A 17,849-nucleotide genomic window follows, 5' to 3' on the forward strand; every position below is an offset into this window, starting at 1 on the left:
AACTATAGTTTAATTATTTAAATTGGAGAGATTAATTAACTAAAATTATTAAAAAGTAAAATCACTCTACAGTTACACTTTTTGCCAAATTCCTAGGCTGATCAACATCTAAACCTTTATGAGCGGCTATGTGATAACTAAATAACTGTAGAGGTACAACAGTCAAAAGAGGGCTAACCCATTCACTAACTTTTGGAATAGTAAACAATTCATCAAACATTTCTGCTTCCGGACTACTTGTTGAGACTCCAATTAGACGAGCATCTCTAGCTTTCGCCTCTTGCGAATTACTGAGAACTTTTTCATACACCACACCTGGAGCTGCAATAGATACCACTGGAACATGTTGATCTAATAGTGCTATTGGTCCATGTTTCAGCTCCCCAGCCGGATAGCCTTGAGCATGAATGTAACTTATTTCCTTAAGTTTTAGAGCACCTTCAAGTGCAATTGGATAATTTATACCTCTACCTAAGAAAATCACATCTTTTGTTTCAACAAACATGTGTGCTATTTCCTGTGAGAGAGAGTCATGCTTTTTTATAAGTTCTGTTTGCTGTTTAGGAATTAATCTCAAATCATTGGAGAGATCCAAAATTTCTTGAGGAGTTCTGTTTTTTCTATGAGAGGCAAACAACAAAGTTAAGCCATAAAAAGACAACATTTGCCCTAGAAAGGTTTTAGTGGCTGCGACACCTATTTCGATCCCTGATCCAATATCAATGACATTTTCAAGTTCGCGACCAAATGAACTATCGACTCTATTAGTAATTCCCAAGTGATGAAAAGAAAAATTAGCATCGCCAATTGAATCTCTTCTATCTTTTTCCATCCTTAATGCAGCTAAAGTATCTGCCGTTTCCCCGGATTGGCTGACTCCTATTGTTAAAGTGTTGGGGGAAAGTGGAGGTGGAGCATATCGAAATTCACTTGCAAAAAATACCTTTGTTGATACTCCTGAAAACTGTTCCAACAAATAAGCGCCTACCATAGCTGCATGTCTACTTGTGCCACAGGCGAGTATCTGTATTTGTTCAATCCTTTCGAGGACAGTTGTTGAAATCGGGTAAGCCAATGAATTCTTCAAGGGCAAATCCTTAGGCAAAAATCTATCTATCCATAGTTGTGTTCTTTCTGGCTGTTCATAAATTTCTTTCAGCATAAAATGACGGAAATTCCTCTTATCAGCAGATAACTCTGTTCCCTCTAGAAGCGATGGTGGTCTGTGCTGCCTATTTCCCTCATCATCATAAAGTTCAATTCCTAATGGAGTTAAAAGTGCAATTTCATGATCTTCTAATGGTAAAAATGTTCGCGTAAATTCCGCTAATGCTGGAATATCACTTGCACAAAAAAACTCACCTTCACCAAAGCCAAGAACCAATGGTGCTTGTACGCTAGCCACCACTAAAGCATTTGGAGCCTTTGCCCAAATCACGGCTATGGCATAAGTCCCCTCTAATAAAGTCAAAACCTTTTGAACAGCTATTAATAAAGTTTGTCCATTTTGGGAAAGCCCATTAGCCAAGGACTTTTCTAATTCAAGCCCGATTAAATGTGGAATTATCTCAGTATCAGTTTCGGAGGTAAATTTAATTCCCTTGAGTTTCAGGCTTTTAGATAAATCCCTGTAATTTTCAATAATCCCATTTTGCACTACTGCAATTTGAGCTAAAGAATCGAGGTGAGGATGTGAGTTCCTTTCGTTAGGTTTACCATGAGTAGCCCATCTGGTGTGGCCAATACCTACATAACCTTTGGGAGGCTTTTCTTTAATTAAATTTGCAAGATTAATAAGTTTTCCTTGGGATTTTATGAGATTAAGTTTTCCAATTGGATCGTTTTTTGAACTATCAATTGTAGCTATCCCCGCAGAATCATAACCTCGATATTCAAGTTTTCTCAGCCCATCAATAAGTTTAGAAGAGACTTCCGTAGATCCAATAACAGCAAATATGCCACACATAAATTTAAACTAACTTTACAAATTATTTATATATAAAATAAAGGTTGAAGAAAAAAATAACTAATTATTAGTAGGCTAATCCCATACTTCTAGTTGTTTCGTCACCTAAGTAAACCCTAATACTGAGGAAATCAGTTGGGCAAGCAGTTTCGCACCGCTTACACCCAACGCAATCTTCAGTTCTTGGAGATGAGGCTATCTGAGAAGCCTTACAGCCGTCCCAGGGGACCATTTCAAGAACATCCAGTGGACAAGCCCTTACGCATTGGGTGCAGCCAATACAAGTGTCGTAGATTTTGACTGCGTGAGACAACTGTCTTTAGAATCGTTTGTATATGTAAAATTTTATACTCTCTATTTAATGAAACTGTGGGTTTTGATCAGTTCTGATACTTTTGGTAACAGAGCATTTATTACTATCTGTCAACTTAGGTTGTTTCTAATGCAAAAAGGTTTTTCGAAGTAGACACATTAACCCGTAGGATTAGAAGTCAGGTCTAAGAAGGTTATGTCCCAGGAAGCAATCCTTGAAAAAGTTCGTTCTATCGTCGCAGAACAACTCAGCGTTGAAGCCGGTGAAGTAAAACCGGATTCAAATTTCCAAAACGATCTCGGTGCAGACTCTCTCGATACTGTCGAATTAGTAATGGCGCTCGAAGAAGCATTTGACATAGAGATCCCTGACGAGGCTGCAGAGGGCATTGCCACTGTCGGGGATGCAGTCAAATACATCGAAGAAAAACAGTCTTGAGGTTTAAATGATGGAGAAACTCCATCGAGTTGTCATTACAGGTCTTGGTGCCATTACTCCCATTGGCAACAACAAAGAAAGTTACCTTCAAGGCCTTCAATCTGGTCAAAATGGGGTAGATCAAATAACACTCTTTGACGCCTCTTCCCATGCCTGCAGATTTGCAGCAGAGGTAAAAAATTTTGACGCAACAGGCATACTAGAGCCTAAAGAATCCAAAAGATGGGATCGCTTCTCAAAATTTGGAGTCATTGCTGCAAAAGAAGCACTGACTCATTCAGGTTTAATAATTGACGATTCTAATTCCGCAAGAATTGGAGTAATTATTGGATCGGGAGTTGGTGGGTTGTTGACGATGGAAACTCAAGCACATGTTTTAAATAACAAAGGAGCTAGTCGAGTAAGTCCATTTACCGTGCCCATGATGATTCCAAACATGGCTACTGGTCTTGCAGCCATTGCACTTGGAGCTAAAGGGCCAAGTTCAGCGGTTTCAACTGCTTGTGCTGCAGGATCAAATGCTATTGGTGATGCATTTAGACTTCTACAATTAGGTAAGGCAGATGCAATGGTTTGTGGCGGAGCAGAAGCAAGTATTACTCCTCTAGGTGTAGCAGGTTTCGCGAGTGCCAAAGCCCTATCATTTCGGAATGACGATCCATCCTCAGCGAGCAGACCATTTGATTCTCAAAGAGATGGATTCGTAATTGGAGAAGGAGCAGGAGTATTAATTTTAGAAACTCTTGAACATGCATTAAAACGAGACGCAACAATACATGGAGAAATAATTGGTTATGGAACCACGTGTGATGCTCATCACATCACATCACCTACGCCAGGGGGATTAGGAGGTGCAGAGGCCATCAAACTCGCATTAAATGATGGGAAAATCAATCCTGAGCAAGTCGATTACATCAATGCTCATGGAACAAGTACTCCAGCCAATGACAGCAATGAAACTTCTGCAATTAAAACTGCATTAGGGAACCATGCATACCAAGTACCCACGAGCTCAACAAAATCAATGACCGGTCATTTATTGGGAGGTTCAGGTGGCATAGAGGCCGTTGCTTGTGTTTTAGCAATAAAACATGAAATAATTCCGCCAACAATTAATTATTCCAATCCCGACCCAAATTGTGATCTTGATTATGTTCCCAACAAGGCAAGAGAAAAGAAATTAGACGTCGTACTATCTAACTCTTTCGGGTTTGGCGGTCACAATGTCTGTCTAGCTTTTCGACAAATGATCTAATCAATGTCGTCTTAACTGTCCACTTTAAAAATTTTTCCACTCACTAATTCAAAATGGTTGCCCTGACAAATTCTCTAGACACACTATGCATCAATAGCATCAGAATGCTCGCAGTTGACGCAATTAATAAATCAAATAGTGGCCATCCAGGACTTCCTATGGGTTGTGCACCGATGGGATACGCATTATGGGACAAACATCTTCGTCATAATCCAAAAAATCCGAAATGGTTTAACCGAGACAGATTCGTCCTCTCTGCAGGACATGGGTGCATGTTGTTGTATGCCCTATTGCATTTAACAGGCTACGACTCCGTAACAATGGAGGACATAAAACAATTTCGACAATGGGGTGCAAAAACTCCTGGTCACCCAGAAACTTTCGAGACACCGGGAGTTGAAGTCACTGCAGGACCACTGGGAGCTGGAATTTCCAATGCAGTGGGTCTTGCAATAGCAGAAGCGCATTTATCAGCCAAATTCAATAAGCCTGATTCAACAGTTGTAGATCACTACACATACGTAATTATGGGTGATGGATGCAATCAAGAGGGAATAGCTTCAGAAGCTTGTTCTCTCGCAGGTCATCTAAAGCTTGGGAAATTAATCGCTCTATACGACGACAACAGCATTACAATTGATGGGAGAACAGATGTATCATTCACAGAAGATGTATTAAAGAGATATGAAGCTTATGGATGGCATGTTCAAGAAATACCTGATGGAAATACAGATGTGGAAGGCATCTCTAAAGCAATAGAAAAAGCAAAATCAGTTACCGATAAGCCTTCAATTATAAAAATTACGACAACCATCGGATTTGGCTCTCCAAACAAAAGTGATACAGCTGGAATCCATGGAGCAGCTCTTGGAGAAGAAGAAGCAGAACTTACAAGGAAAGAACTTGATTGGTCATACGAACCTTTTAAAATTCCTCAAGACGTATATGACCAATACCGTCAAGCTATTGAAAGAGGTTCCCAACTTGAGTCTAAATGGAATCAAACACTTGCAGATTACAAGGCTAAGTATCCTGCTGAAGCATCTGAATTTGAACGGATGCTTAGAGGGGAGCTTCCTCAAGGGTGGGATAAAGATTTGCCTACATATACCGCGGATGACAAAGGCCTTGCCACAAGAAAACACTCTCAAATATGTTTAGGTGCTCTGGGGCCTAACCTTCCTGAACTAATAGGAGGTTCTGCGGATTTAACACATTCAAATTACACAGATATAAAAGGTGAAACAGGGTCTTTTCAATATGAAAGTCCTGAAAAACGTTATTTGCATTTTGGTGTCAGAGAACATGCGATGGCAGCCATTCTAAATGGTATTGCGTATCACGACAGTGGTCTAATACCTTATGGTGGAACCTTCCTAGTCTTCGCCGACTATATGAGAGGCTCGATGCGTCTTTCAGCTCTCAGTGAGCTTGGAGTTATTTATGTTTTAACCCATGACTCAATAGGTGTTGGTGAAGATGGGCCAACACATCAACCAATAGAAACCATTCCCTCACTAAGAGCAATGCCAAATATGATGGTTTTCCGTCCAGGTGATGGTAATGAAACCAGTGGCGCTTATAAAGTTGCAATTAAGAATCGTAAGAGACCAAGCTCTTTGTGCCTAAGTAGGCAGGGCATGGTGAATCAACAAAATTCATCAGTAGAAAAAGTTGCTTTAGGTGGATATGTACTAGAAGATTGCGATGGCAAAGCTGATCTAATACTTATTGGAACTGGAACTGAGCTTGATTTATGTGTCCAAGCAGCGAAAAAACTAACTTCAGAAGGTAAAAAAGTGCGCGTAGTTTCTATGCCATGTGTAGAGCTTTTTGAAGAACAAAGCGAAAGTTATAAAGAAGAAGTTTTACCTTCTAACATCAGAAAACGCATAGTAGTTGAAGCCGCAGAGAGCTTCGGATGGCATAAATATATCGGTCTTGATGGAGATAGCGTTACTATGAATGGCTTTGGAGCATCTGCACCAGGTGGATTATGTATGGAAAAATTTGGATTTACAGTTGAGAACGTACTAGAAAAATCTAGAAATCTACTCAACAAATAAATTAATCTTTGCAATTAGCAAACAGTTAATTAATCCACTTAAACAAGTTAAACAAAGAACTAATTTTCTTTGTTTAACTTTAGGGGAGTTAATTCAGCTGCACCTTTTGACTTGATTTGATCGTTTAATTTATCAAGATCTTCATCTGTGATTTTTGTATTCATTGGGCAATGGTTAGGACCACACATTGAACAAAACTCTGCTTTTTTGAAAATTTCTTCGGGCAAGGTTTCGTCATGGTATTGCTTAGCTCTCTCTGGATCCAATGACAATTCAAACTGCTTGTTCCAGTCAAATTCTTTCCTAGCCTTGCTTAATGCATCATCACGATCACGCGCTCCAGATCTATGCCTTGCAACATCTGCAGCATGAGCAGCAATTTTATAAGCAATTAGACCTTCCCTAACATCCTCAGGATTTGGCAAGCCAAGATGTTCCTTAGGTGTTACGTAACAAAGCATCGCGGTACCGTACCAACCTGCCATAGCTGCACCAATAGCACTTGAAATGTGGTCATAACCAGGTGATATATCTGTTACCAATGGACCTAGAACATAGAAAGGAGCTTCTGAACACTCCTCCATTTGCTTCCTAACATTGAATTCAATTTGATCCATCGGTACATGACCTGGCCCTTCGACCATGACTTGGACATCATGTTTCCAAGCTCGTCTAGTCAATTCACCCAAGGTTTTCAACTCAGCAAGTTGAGCCTCATCAGATGCATCATGCAAGCATCCAGGCCTTAATGAATCGCCTAAAGAAAAAGTGCAATCATAGCGTTTAAAAATTTCGCAAATATCATCAAAACGAGTAAACAAAGGATTTTGCTTGTAGTGATAAAGCATCCATTGAGCAAGAATTCCACCGCCTCGACTAACTATTCCAGTAATGCGACCTTTAACCTTGGGTAGATGTTCAATCAATAAGCCAGCATGAATAGTTTGATAATCAACACCTTGCTGACAATGCTTTTCGATGATGTGTAAAAAATCATCCTCAGTTAACCTTGAAATAGATCCGTGAACACTTTCTAAAGCTTGATAAACAGGAACTGTCCCAATAGGGATAGGGGAGGCATTTATAATTGCAGTCCGGACTTCATCTAAATTAACTCCTCCAGTGGACAGATCCATGAGGGTATCTGCGCCATATTTAACAGCAAGATCAAGCTTTTTTAATTCTTCGCTGATATCACTTGCATTTGGGGAAGCGCCAATATTTGCGTTGACTTTACAAGTAGAGGCAATACCTATTGCCATCGGCTCTAGGTTCGTATGGTTAATATTCGCAGGGATAACCATACGACCACGCGCAACCTCTTCCATAATCAAAGTCTCTGGAAGATTTTCACGCTTTGCTACAAAAAACATTTCTTCAGTGATTTCGCCTTTTCGAGCAAAATGCATCTGAGAAACATTTTTTTTACCCTTTCTGGAAGCAACCCATGAATTCCGCATGAACTAAAAAGCTATTGAATAAAGCAAGGGAGCATTATGCAAAGATCACAATTTTTCACTTTCCTTACGCTGGTTCAAACCAGATCAGGTTCAGAGGGTGTGATCTCAGCCATACCTTGAAGCGATATGGCACCCCTAGTGATAAATACAAATTAGCTCGAAATCACCAACTAAACCCTAAAGTTTTTATAGATAAAAAATCTCTATTTAAAATTTTTGATTATTCATCTCCTTTTTAATCTCTAGAAACAACATTCGTCGTCGCCTTAATCTTCTAACTGCCCCAGTCAAAACCAATCCACTTCCAACTACTAATGCAGGTATTACTTGGATTTTATCTTTGCCCTCTCTATGTAAAAAACCAGTAATTGCTAATAAAATCAGCAAAGGTGCTGAAATTGAAATTAATGGATTACCCAATCTGTTCATAAAATTAAGACCCTATATGTTGTGAAGAGGTTTAGTAGCCATCACTATTGTTTGAGACAAAATTTTTATTCCTAATTCCAGACTTCTTTCATCCAAAGAAAAATATCCACTATGTAATGGAGCACAACCTTGATCACCGGCAACTCCTAATCGAAACATCGTCCCAGGTACATCTTGCAAAAAGAAAGCAAAATCTTCAGCACCTAATGAGGGATTTTCTAAATAAACAATATTTTCTGGATCCATAAAATTCTTCGCGCACTCACATAACAAATTTGTTAGATCAGGGTCGTTACAAACTGGAGGCGCTATTGACTTAAAATTTATTTTTGCTTTAGCTCCATAATTACTCACTATATTTTGAACTATTTTGTCTATCCATTGAGGCAACTTTTCATAAAGTTGGCTATCCAAGCATCTTACTGTTCCAAGAAGCTTAACTCTCTCAGCAATTACATTAAAAGCATTCCCTCCGGAAATTTTCCCAAAACTTATAACTACTGGTTTAAGAGCATCTAACTGTCTACTAATAGCCTCTTGAAGTTCACTGATAACTTTTGCCGCGATCCAAATTGCGTCTGTGCCTTCATGGGGTCTAGCTCCATGACCTCCTTTCCCCATAATATCTATTTCCAATTCAGCAGCGGCGGCTGTAAAAGTACCACTTTTTATTCCAATTTTTCCAACTGGCAAATCTGGATAAACATGAACACCAAAGAGCGCATGAACTCCCTCAAGAACCTTTTCAGATCTCATCCAATTTGCACCAAGTGCAATCTCTTCAGCAGGTTGAAAAATTATTCTGATTCGAGAAGTTGTAAATTTATTGTTTGCTAATACTTTTGCCACTCCCAAGCCGATAGAGGTATGCAGATCATGCCCGCATGCATGCATCAAGCCTTGAATTGAAGAAGAGTAATCCAAGCCAGTTCTCTCCTCGATTGGCAAAGCGTCCATATCAACTCGCAAAGCAATAACAGGTCCGCTTTTTTCACCCATTTCAGCAACCACGCCTGTTTTACCAACTGCTTCTGTTACCTCCCAACCTGCTTTTCTCAGCTCCCCAGCTACAAAAGCAGCTGTTTGATATTCCTGACCACTTAATTCTGGATGAGCATGTAGATGACGTCGTGACTTAATAAAGTCAGGAAGCATCTCCTTAGACAAAACTTCAATTTTTTTACCTAAATCTTTCATCTTTAATCCAACGCAAGAAATGCAATCAAATCATTTGTAGGTTTTGGAGGCCAACGGCGGATATGCAGTAACCAATCTTTATCACGGTATCTAATATCTAGTCCAGAAGCTGCAGCCCAATTACTTTCAGCTTCACCTGTGAAGCCTTTACGCCACAGAAGAGCACTTAGTGCTGCTCTAGCATCTGCGAATAAGGGATATTTACGAATTAATATTCTAATTTTTTTTTCAGCGAGTTCAAAATCACCCAATTGATAAATTGCAAGCGCCTCACTAGAGCTAGCCATAGCAATAGAATAATTGGAAGATGCAACTTGAGAAAATAATCTCTTGGCCTCAATCCAATTCCCCATAGATCCCATTACATTCCCTAAGTTGTATAAAGCCGAAACATCTTTAGGATTCCTTTCTAAAACGTATTTGTAATCATTACTAGCGTCTTCCCAACGCTCCAAGGCTTCTTCAGCAATTCCTCTATTCAGATAAGGGTCTAAATCTCCAGGTGAAATTTTTATGGCCATGTTTTGATCTTTTATGGCGCCCTTAGGATCACCGAGAGCAAGACGAATATTTCCTCTATTACTTAATGCAGCCGCGTCATTTGGATTGTCATTCAAATAAGAACTCCAATCTTTTTCAGCTTGAATAAAATCTCCATTCTTACTTTCTTGAAGAGCCTTTTCGAATAAGTATTTGGGAAGCACCTTGGCTTGCGACGCAAATGGTACAAAAACAATAGAAACCAGAAGTAAAACCTTTAAAACTGATATGTTGATCATTTGTCTATTTTATTTGTTGAAGTAAGAAGATATGTTTTTCAGCCGCTGGAGTAACAACCCTTCCCCTGGCTGTTCTTTGTAAAAAACCAATTTGCATCAAATAAGGCTCAACTACAGTTTCAAGAGTGGTTGAATCCTCGCCTAGCGCAGCTGCCAAGGTTTCAAGTCCTACAGGTCCGCCTTGATATTGATTAACTATCAGCCCCAGATAACTTCTATCTGTGGCATCTAATCCTCTTTGATCGACTCGATGTAGATCAAGGGCTTCATTAACAAGTTGTACATCAATAGTTTTTGCAGAGGAATGCACCTCTGCATAATCTCTGACTCTTCGTATTAGCCTATTCGCAATTCGGGGAGTACCTCTACTTCTTCTGGCTAATTGATGAGATGCTTCTTCTGAAATTGATAAATTTATAAGGCTGGCAGATCTTTTAATTATGTTTTCAAGATCCAAGTAATTATAAAAGTCTAGTCGCTGAGTTATTCCAAAGCGATCTCGCATAGGGGAGCTCAACGCAGCAGGCTTAGTAGTGGCTCCAACCAATGTGAAAGGCGGGATTTCGATTGATCGCATCCTTGAGGAAGTACCTTTGCCTACAGTTAAATCCAACCTTCTATCCTCCATAGCTGGATACAAAAGTTCCTGAGATATGCGATTTAGTCGGTGAATCTCATCAACAAATATCAATTCACGCGGCTGCATATTGATCAATAATCCAACAATATCCCTTGGACGTTCAAGTGCTGGTGCGCTTGCAACTCTAGCTTTAACTCCCAATTCCTCAGCAATAACCAAAGCCATAGTTGTTTTTCCCAATCCAGGCGGCCCATAAAGCATTAAATGATCTAATGCTTCTCCTCTAGTCAATGATGCTTTAACCGATATTTCAAGAACCTTCTTTAACTCAGATTGACCCAAGAATTCATCAAAAGATTTAGGCCTAAGTGAATCTTGCCTAGATAATTTAATCTCCTCTTTTAAAAGAGTAGAACCAACTAATCTTTCCTCTCCCTTATCATTAGGAAGAGGTGAATGATTAGTAATTGAAGACACAATTGCCATGAACGAAGGGTAGTGGCTTATCCACAAAAATGGAGGTAAATAGAAAAATGAGCAAAAAAAGAAAGAAAAAATCCAGAACAATTTCCTCAGTTGATGGAAATCGTCGCTTAGCTGAAAATCGACAAGCAAGATACGAGTATGAAATCCTAGAAACACTTGAAACCGGCTTAGAGCTTCTTGGAACTGAAGTTAAGTCAATTAGAGCTGGGAAAGTAAACTTAAAAGACGGGTTTTGTTTAATTAAAAAAGATCAAATTCAACTTCACAATGTTCACATATCGCCTCATAATCATGCCGGTAAGTTTTTCAATCACGAACCTCTAAGAATAAAAAGACTTCTTGCACATCGAAAAGAAATAAAAAAATTAAAAATAGATTTAGAAAGAAAAGGTTTAGCATTAATACCTTTAAGTCTTTACCTTAAAGGCTCATGGATAAAGTTGAAAATTGGAATAGGAAGAGGGCGAAAGCTACATGACAAAAGGGATAGAGAGAAAGTTAATGACTCGAAAAGAGATGTAGCTAATGCACTAAAACGTTTTTAAAAGTGAGAAATTTGTTAATATCACCTATTAAAGATTGATCTAAAAAACAAAAAATATATTCTTCAATTATCACTAACATCTAAAACAACATTTTCTGGTGGAGGTGTTGGATCAGGGTCCGCAATGAGCATATGTTGTAAAACAATTTCAGGACGCTCGCTATCTCTCCATCTAATACGATAAGCAGGCATTTTGGTCCCCCTGCTTGTCGTTTGTTCAACAGGTTCCATCACCCAACCGCGTCTTGAACGCCCTTGGGGATTCCGTTTCACAACAGCATCTGCGTGCTTGAAGCGAAAACCAACTCTCTCGCCACTCATCTGAACAAAATACTTACTCGCCTATTATCCACTCTGACGGGTCACTTTCCAGTTTGTTTTAAATTTGATTCTGGTCGCAAAAGCGGAAAAGCTATGACATCTCTAATTGAAGGACTATCAGTTAATAGCATTACAAACCTATCTATCCCTATACCAAGACCTCCTGTTGGAGGCATTCCAACTTCAAGAGCATTAATAAAATCTTCGTCCAAGCTGTGAGCCTCAAGATCACCTGCCTCTTTTTGCGCCTGCTGTAACAGTAAACGTTCTTTTTGATCAATAGGGTCAATTAACTCACTAAACGCATTAGCAGTTTCTCTACCGACAATAAAAAGTTCAAACCTTTCAACTAAACCTTTCTTCGTCCTATGTTTTCTGGCTAATGGAGAAATCTCAATTGGATAGTCCATCACAAATGTAGGTTGAACCAGTTTAGGCTCTACTACTTGCTCAAAAGCTTCATTTAACAATTTCCCAACACTGTTAGCCTTTTCAGGCGCTTGAAGGCCTTCTTGAATCATTGCAGCCCTGGCATCGTTCACGTTATCTCCAAACAACTCAAAATCAATTCCAGTGAATTCCTGAACTAATTCATGCATCGTGGCCCTTTTCCAAGGGGGTTTCAGATTTATTTCTTGCTCTTGATAATTAATCTTAGTCGATCCACAAATTTTTTCGCAAACTGAAGAAAGTAATTTTTCTGTTAATTCCATCATGTCAAAATAGTCTGAAAAAGCTTCATAAATTTCAACAGAAGTAAATTCCGGATTATGCCGCGTGCTAATACCTTCATTTCTAAAAATTCTTCCCAGTTCATAAACCCTTTGAAAGCCCCCCACCACAAGTCTTTTAAGATGCAATTCTGTTGCAATTCTCAAATACAAAGGTAAATCAAGGGTGTTGTGGTGAGTTATAAAAGGCCTTGCATCAGCACCACCGGCCTCTGATTGTAAAACTGGGGTCTCAATCTCGAGAAAATCTTTTTCATCTAACCATCGTCGAATTGAACTAACTAACAAAGCTCTGGTTCGAAAAGTTTTTTTTGATTGAGGATTAACAATTAAATCTAAGTATCTTTGCCTGTACCGCTTTTCAACATCGGCAAGACCATGCCATTTATCTGGTAAAGGCTGTAAAGATTTTGACAACATTGACCACTCAAAGACTTTGATAGAGAGTTCACCTCTATCAGTTCTCCTCAATATTCCACTTACTCCTATCCAATCACCAGAGTCAACAAGGGAGGTAATAATCTCAAAATTATTCTTTGCATTTTCGCTATTTTTATTTTGATTTAACGTAGCCTTCTCTAAAAATAATTGTATTGTGCCTGTTTCATCGGCAAGAGTAAAAAAAGCGAGTTTGCCCATCACTCTCCTAGAGGTTATTCGTCCTGCAATGGAAACTTCTTCTCTTTTTTCTTCTCCCTTTGGCAAGTCTGCGTATTTTTTCTGTAAAACAGAGGAAGAATAAGTAGGTTTAAAATTTAAGCCATACGGACCTTGTCCAAGGCTTTTGAGTGCTTGTGCCTTCTCAAGGCGGGTATCTCTTAATTCAGACAAGGCAATTCATACATACGGCAGAAAAGAACGGGATAAATGCAAAACCTATCAATATTGAGCTATGAATCTCTAACTTGCAATAGCAGTTGGAAATTCTCCCATTCTTTGCGAAGCGTAGCCAATACCTCTTACAGTTAAAATCAATTCAGGATTTCTTGGATCTGGTTCAAGTTTGCCCCTCAAACGAGCTACATATACATCTACAACTCTTAAATCAGCAGCTCGTCGAGGAGGGTAACCCCAAAGCTGTTCCAAAATCTCGGCTCTAGGGACAACTCGACCAGGATCACGGAATAATAATTCCAGTAAACTGAATTCTGTATACGTAAGACCTATTCTTGCTCCGCCTCTGCTGACTTGCCTTCTATTGGTGTCTACAACAAGATCACCAAGTTTCATTACTCCTTGTCCTGAAGGAACCTCTCGAGGCTCATCTACTGTAGGAGCTGGTCCAACTCTTCTCAGTATCGTCGCAATTCTTGCCTCCAACTCTTTTGGGCTAAATGGCTTAGCCAGATAATCATCAGCGCCTAAATCCAAACCAGCAACTCTTTCAGAAATCGCTTCAAGAGCTGTCAAAAATATTATTGGGACACAAGACTCTGCTCTAATTCTTCGACACACTGCGAAACCATCCATCTTGGGGAGCATGACATCAAGAACAACTAGGTCTGGTGCTTCTTTATGAAAAACCTCGAGTGCTTGCTCTCCATCCTGTGCAGATAAAACCTGGTATCCAGCAAGATTAAGCCTTGTGACCAAGACTTTCAATACTGCTGGTTCATCATCTACAACCAAAATACAGGTCATAAGATTAACTGTTGCCGTAGTGACAGGACCATCGAAATTTTGTGTCGAAAATGGCTTCTTGTTATAAGAAGATATCATCTTCAAGTAAGGTATTCAAAGCCCTTTGACTAATTTAAAAGACAGACTCCCCTCTAATAAATAATTATTTATTCTAATTTAAAAGATTTAAAATTTTTCAAATTAGTTTTTTTTATAAGCAAGAAGAAGCCATGAAGAAAAAAACGGGGCAACTAATCCAGTGATGATAGCCTCAGAAATTAATATATAAATTGACCAAGAATGAAACCAGTTATTTCTTAGAGAGCTATATATGAAAAGTTTTTGAGCCCAGATAGAAAGGCCAACGAAGGCGGTTCCAAAGATGGCCATCAAACCAATATTTAAAAAAAATTCGATTTTTTTATTATGCAATCCATATTGACTCCAAACTAAAGACAAAATAAATAAAGATGGAATATAAGAAGCATCACTAATTGTAAAAGAATCTAGAAAAATTCCCAATAAGGTAGCAGCTATAACTGACCTCCATCGACTATTCTTTAGTGAAAATGGCAACAATAAAATTACAGGCCAGCATGGTTTTATTCCATTAACATTAAGCCAATCAGGAGATATAATTAAAAAAGCTGGTAAACAGATTATTGCAAAAAAGATCAATAATTTCTTATTATTTTTAGCCATTATTTTTTTAGAATTTGAACCCAATCTATCGCCTCAGGTGATGCAGTTAATTGAACTATTGCATATGGAGAAGGCAATGCTTTCTCGTTAACAAATTGAACAATTCCTATTGTTAAATTTGGCGGTAATTTAGTACTTGCTGGTGATGAAGTTACAACATCTCCAATCTTAACTAAAGGATTTTTATTAAAGAAAATAAGCTTTGGTCTATTTGTACCCATCCCAGTCAAAATTCCATGTTGCTTAGTTCGATCAATCCAAGCCCCTACTTGATGACCAGGATCAGTCAACAGTCTTACTCTTGAAGTAAGTGGAGTTGTGCTATCAACAAGACCAATCAAGCCACCTGGTCCTATCACTGTTTGCCCTTTCAAGATTCCATCTTGTACGCCCTTATTAATTTCTAAGAGTTGCCACCAATTTCTAGAGGATCGCGATATCACAGCTGCCGAAATTCTTTCGTCACTATTCAGCTCTTTCAAAGCAAGAGCTCTTCTTAAACGAATATTATCCTTTTCAAGCAATTTTAATCGCATACTTCTTTCAATATTTTCTCCTTCCTTAATCCATTCTCTTTGAGCAGTGCCAGGGAGTATTGGTTTGAGTAAAATAGAATAAAAGTCTAAAAATCCTGCTCCCTTTGTCCAACGAATAGCAAACAAAAAAGCTACAAACAAAAATATTACCCAAAACCTACTTTTCAAAAGCAAATGAAACCCAATATTCCCTCGGGCTTTAATCATTGTTCAATCTCTAATTACGTTTCTAGCGAAATCGGGTGTATCTAAAACTCTTCGCATTGATTTAAAATCATCTAAAACCAAACCACATCCATTTACAACGCACAACAATGGGTCCTCAGCTACGTGAGTGAAAATTCCTGTTTCATGGCTTAAAAGATCACTAATTCCTCTTACTAACGCACCCCCTCCTGCAAGCATTATCCCTCTATCAACAATGTCTGCAGCCAGTTCAGGTGGAGTCCTCTCTAGAGTTCTTTTTACAGCATCAACAATCTTATTCAAAGGCTCTGACATTGCTTCTCTTAAATCACCAGCTTTCAAATTAATTGAACGAGGCAGACCTGATAGTAAATGCAACCCCCTTACATCTATGGATTGCAAATCAAATTCATTAGATGGAAAAGCTGATCCAATTTTAATTTTTATCTCTTCAGCAGTTCTCTCCCCGACTACTAAATTGTGTATCTTCTTTAAATAAGTAGCGATAGCATCATTAATCTCATCACCAGCAACTCTTACAGATTCACTTAAAACTGTTCCACCAAGACTTAAAACAGCTACTTCAGTAGTGCCTCCTCCTATATCAACAATCATTGTTCCAATTGGCTCTGTGACTGGCAAAGAAGCTCCTATTGCAGCAGCAACAGGTTCATCAATCAAATGCACCTCTCTTGCTCCAGCAAGACCAGCTTCACGAACTGCTCTTCTCTCTACCCCAGTCACTCCACTTGGAATACCAACAACTAATCGAGGTGCAATAATTCCGCGCCCCTCATTACACTTTTGAATAAAAGTCTTAAGCATTTGCTCCGCTGCATCAAAATCTGCTATCACACCATCACGTAATGGCCTAACAGCGCGAATATTCCCAGGTGTTCGCCCTAACATTAATTTCGCGTCATCTCCCACGGCCAAAGGGACCCCTTCCTCCAAATCCATAGCTACAACGGAAGGTTCCTGTAAAACAATTCCTTTACCAGAAACATAAATCAAGGTATTGGCTGTACCTAAATCGATCCCAATATCACGGGAGAATTTGAAACGGTTAAAAAACACGGATTTCAATCATTTGAGCAATCATAAAGAGAGTTGAACTAAGATAAATATATTATTTAAAAACCAATAAGCATCAGAGGCAAAAATGGGAATAAATTCAGTCACTCTTGTTGGCAGAGCAGGCAGAGATCCTGAAGTAAGATATTTTGAATCTGGAACAGTAGTAGCAAACCTTACTATGGCTGTAAACCGACGAAGTCGAGAGGATGAACCAGATTGGTTTAATCTTGAAATCTGGGGAAAACAAGCTCAAGTCGCAGCCGATTACGTAAAAAAAGGCTCTTTAATAGGCATAACTGGTAGCTTCAAATTGGATAGTTGGAAAGATCGTAATACTGGAGAAGATAGAAACAAGCCAGTTGTAAGAGTTGATCGTCTTGAATTATTAGGATCAAAAAGAGACTCAGAAAATAGTAATTTTCAAAACAACAATTCTTTCAATCAACAACCAAGTAATGATGAAATTCCATTTTAAAAATATATTTAATTCATAATTAGTTTGCGAAGAGTTTTATAAATTAAAATTATTATTGCAATTGAAATAGATAAGAGAATAATTGTCTTAAAAATACTTGAAAAAGGACTAATCCATTTTTGAATATTTGCATAATTATCTCCTAAATAAAATCCTGTAATTGTTAAAAATAATGTCCATATTAAGCTCCCAGCTGTCGTCCAAATCAGAAAGGGAGTAATGGGCATCAATTCGACTCCCGCAGGGACCGAAATCAAAGTCCTAATTCCAGGAACTAATCTTCCCCAGAAAACTAGAGATACGCCATATTTGTTAAACCATTTCCGACTTCGAGCAAGATCTTGGGAATTAATACCAATCCAACGTCCATTTTTCTCCAGCCATTTCTCAATTCTTTCTTCATTAACTAGTTTGCCAATTCCATACCAAGGCAAAGCACCTATTACGGTTCCAATTAAACCTACTAAAACAACAGGAATAAAATCCAATTGACCTTGAGCCACATAAAAGCCGCCAAGGGGCATTATTAATTCCGAAGGAATTGGAGGAATTAGATTTTCTAAAAACATTGCTAATAGGATTGCTCCATAACCAATCAACTGATTAGTCTCAACCGCATTTCCTATCAATACTGGTAACGAAGATATAAATTCTGATATTTCCATTTAGTTTTAATTATTGAAATAAA

The 17,849-nt window shown here is 38.6% G+C and carries 19 protein-coding genes and 1 riboswitch; of the genes, 5 read left to right on the forward strand and 14 right to left on the reverse strand.

Annotated features, from left to right (window positions below):
* Positions 1-61 precede the first annotated feature (61 nt).
* On the reverse strand, positions 62-1,966 hold the full coding sequence (glmS, locus tag AC6EIW_RS07020) for a glutamine--fructose-6-phosphate transaminase (isomerizing) (RefSeq protein ID WP_498519969.1): 1,905 nt from the start codon (positions 1,964-1,966) through the stop codon (positions 62-64).
* Positions 1,967-2,033: 67 nt separating this feature from the next.
* Positions 2,034-2,279 carry a photosystem I iron-sulfur center protein PsaC gene (gene psaC / locus AC6EIW_RS07025; RefSeq protein ID WP_011295528.1) on the reverse strand — a complete coding sequence of 82 codons (246 nt, stop codon included), beginning with the start codon at positions 2,277-2,279 and terminating at the stop codon, positions 2,034-2,036.
* Positions 2,280-2,474: 195 nt separating this feature from the next.
* Here psaC and acpP point away from each other — a divergent pair, with 195 nt between their 5' ends.
* From acpP to tkt, 3 genes are read left to right on the forward strand one after another with little or no spacing between them, the layout of a single operon-like run.
* The gene (acpP, locus tag AC6EIW_RS07030; protein WP_011295529.1) at positions 2,475-2,717 is read left to right on the forward strand and encodes an acyl carrier protein; all 243 of its coding nucleotides are present in this window, start codon (positions 2,475-2,477) and stop codon (positions 2,715-2,717) included.
* Positions 2,718-2,724: 7 nt separating this feature from the next.
* Entirely contained in the window at positions 2,725-3,972 is a 1,248-nt protein-coding gene (fabF, locus tag AC6EIW_RS07035; RefSeq protein WP_498519970.1) for a beta-ketoacyl-ACP synthase II, read from the forward strand.
* 53 nt (positions 3,973-4,025) lie between these two features.
* Positions 4,026-6,038, forward strand: coding sequence for a transketolase (gene tkt / locus AC6EIW_RS07040; protein WP_498519971.1), 2,013 nt, complete (start codon positions 4,026-4,028; stop codon positions 6,036-6,038).
* 59 nt (positions 6,039-6,097) lie between these two features.
* Here tkt and thiC read toward each other — a convergent pair whose 3' ends face one another.
* The 5 genes from thiC to ruvB form a co-directional block, all read right to left on the reverse strand.
* Positions 6,098-7,498, reverse strand: a complete 1,401-nt coding sequence (gene thiC / locus AC6EIW_RS07045; RefSeq protein WP_498519972.1) for a phosphomethylpyrimidine synthase ThiC — start codon at positions 7,496-7,498, stop codon at positions 6,098-6,100.
* Between the two features lie 43 nt (positions 7,499-7,541).
* Positions 7,542-7,645, reverse strand: a riboswitch (TPP riboswitch).
* Positions 7,646-7,705: 60 nt separating this feature from the next.
* Positions 7,706-7,927, reverse strand: coding sequence for a DUF3188 domain-containing protein (locus AC6EIW_RS07050; RefSeq protein WP_498461632.1), 222 nt, complete (start codon positions 7,925-7,927; stop codon positions 7,706-7,708).
* A 12-nt stretch (positions 7,928-7,939) separates the two neighbouring features.
* Positions 7,940-9,124, reverse strand: a complete 1,185-nt coding sequence (locus AC6EIW_RS07055) for an amidohydrolase (RefSeq protein WP_498519973.1) — start codon at positions 9,122-9,124, stop codon at positions 7,940-7,942.
* A gap of 2 nt (positions 9,125-9,126) precedes the next feature.
* Complete coding sequence (locus tag AC6EIW_RS07060) at positions 9,127-9,903, reverse strand: tetratricopeptide repeat protein (RefSeq protein ID WP_498519974.1); 777 nt, start codon at positions 9,901-9,903, stop codon at positions 9,127-9,129.
* A gap of 4 nt (positions 9,904-9,907) precedes the next feature.
* Positions 9,908-10,969 (reverse strand): Holliday junction branch migration DNA helicase RuvB, encoded by a 1,062-nt coding sequence (gene ruvB, locus AC6EIW_RS07065; protein WP_498519975.1) that lies wholly within the window; start codon positions 10,967-10,969, stop codon positions 9,908-9,910.
* A gap of 47 nt (positions 10,970-11,016) precedes the next feature.
* Here ruvB and smpB point away from each other — a divergent pair, with 47 nt between their 5' ends.
* On the forward strand, positions 11,017-11,514 hold the full coding sequence (smpB, locus tag AC6EIW_RS07070) for an SsrA-binding protein SmpB (protein WP_498519976.1): 498 nt from the start codon (positions 11,017-11,019) through the stop codon (positions 11,512-11,514).
* Between the two features lie 62 nt (positions 11,515-11,576).
* Here the strand turns inward: smpB and AC6EIW_RS07075 are convergent, their stop codons facing one another.
* The 6 genes from AC6EIW_RS07075 to AC6EIW_RS07100 all read right to left on the reverse strand — a co-directional run bounded on the left by AC6EIW_RS07075 (position 11,577) and on the right by AC6EIW_RS07100 (position 16,686).
* Positions 11,577-11,834 carry a DUF8660 family protein gene (locus AC6EIW_RS07075; protein WP_498519977.1) on the reverse strand — a complete coding sequence of 86 codons (258 nt, stop codon included), beginning with the start codon at positions 11,832-11,834 and terminating at the stop codon, positions 11,577-11,579.
* 41 nt (positions 11,835-11,875) lie between these two features.
* Positions 11,876-13,396, reverse strand: coding sequence for a lysine--tRNA ligase (lysS, locus tag AC6EIW_RS07080; RefSeq protein WP_498519978.1), 1,521 nt, complete (start codon positions 13,394-13,396; stop codon positions 11,876-11,878).
* A gap of 69 nt (positions 13,397-13,465) precedes the next feature.
* Positions 13,466-14,206, reverse strand: a complete 741-nt coding sequence (gene rpaB, locus AC6EIW_RS07085) for a response regulator transcription factor RpaB (protein ID WP_413389326.1) — start codon at positions 14,204-14,206, stop codon at positions 13,466-13,468.
* Between the two features lie 180 nt (positions 14,207-14,386).
* Entirely contained in the window at positions 14,387-14,887 is a 501-nt protein-coding gene (locus AC6EIW_RS07090) for a hypothetical protein (protein ID WP_498519979.1), read from the reverse strand.
* The gene (mreC, locus tag AC6EIW_RS07095; RefSeq protein WP_498519980.1) at positions 14,887-15,630 is read right to left on the reverse strand and encodes a rod shape-determining protein MreC; all 744 of its coding nucleotides are present in this window, start codon (positions 15,628-15,630) and stop codon (positions 14,887-14,889) included. The genes AC6EIW_RS07090 and mreC overlap by 1 nt, the downstream gene beginning before the upstream one ends.
* 3 nt (positions 15,631-15,633) lie before the next feature.
* Positions 15,634-16,686: a rod shape-determining protein gene (locus AC6EIW_RS07100; RefSeq protein ID WP_498519981.1), complete on the reverse strand. Its 1,053-nt coding sequence runs from the start codon at positions 16,684-16,686 to the stop codon at positions 15,634-15,636.
* 85 nt (positions 16,687-16,771) lie between these two features.
* Between AC6EIW_RS07100 and AC6EIW_RS07105 the strand changes: the two genes are divergently transcribed.
* Positions 16,772-17,161 (forward strand): single-stranded DNA-binding protein, encoded by a 390-nt coding sequence (locus AC6EIW_RS07105; protein WP_498519982.1) that lies wholly within the window; start codon positions 16,772-16,774, stop codon positions 17,159-17,161.
* An 8-nt stretch (positions 17,162-17,169) separates the two neighbouring features.
* Here the strand turns inward: AC6EIW_RS07105 and AC6EIW_RS07110 are convergent, their stop codons facing one another.
* A complete protein-coding gene (locus tag AC6EIW_RS07110; protein ID WP_498519983.1) occupies positions 17,170-17,826 on the reverse strand; it encodes a DedA family protein in 657 nt (218 codons plus the stop codon).
* Between the last annotated feature and the right edge of the window lie 23 nt (positions 17,827-17,849).

It is taken from the genome of Prochlorococcus sp. MIT2308 (assembly GCF_059772345.1).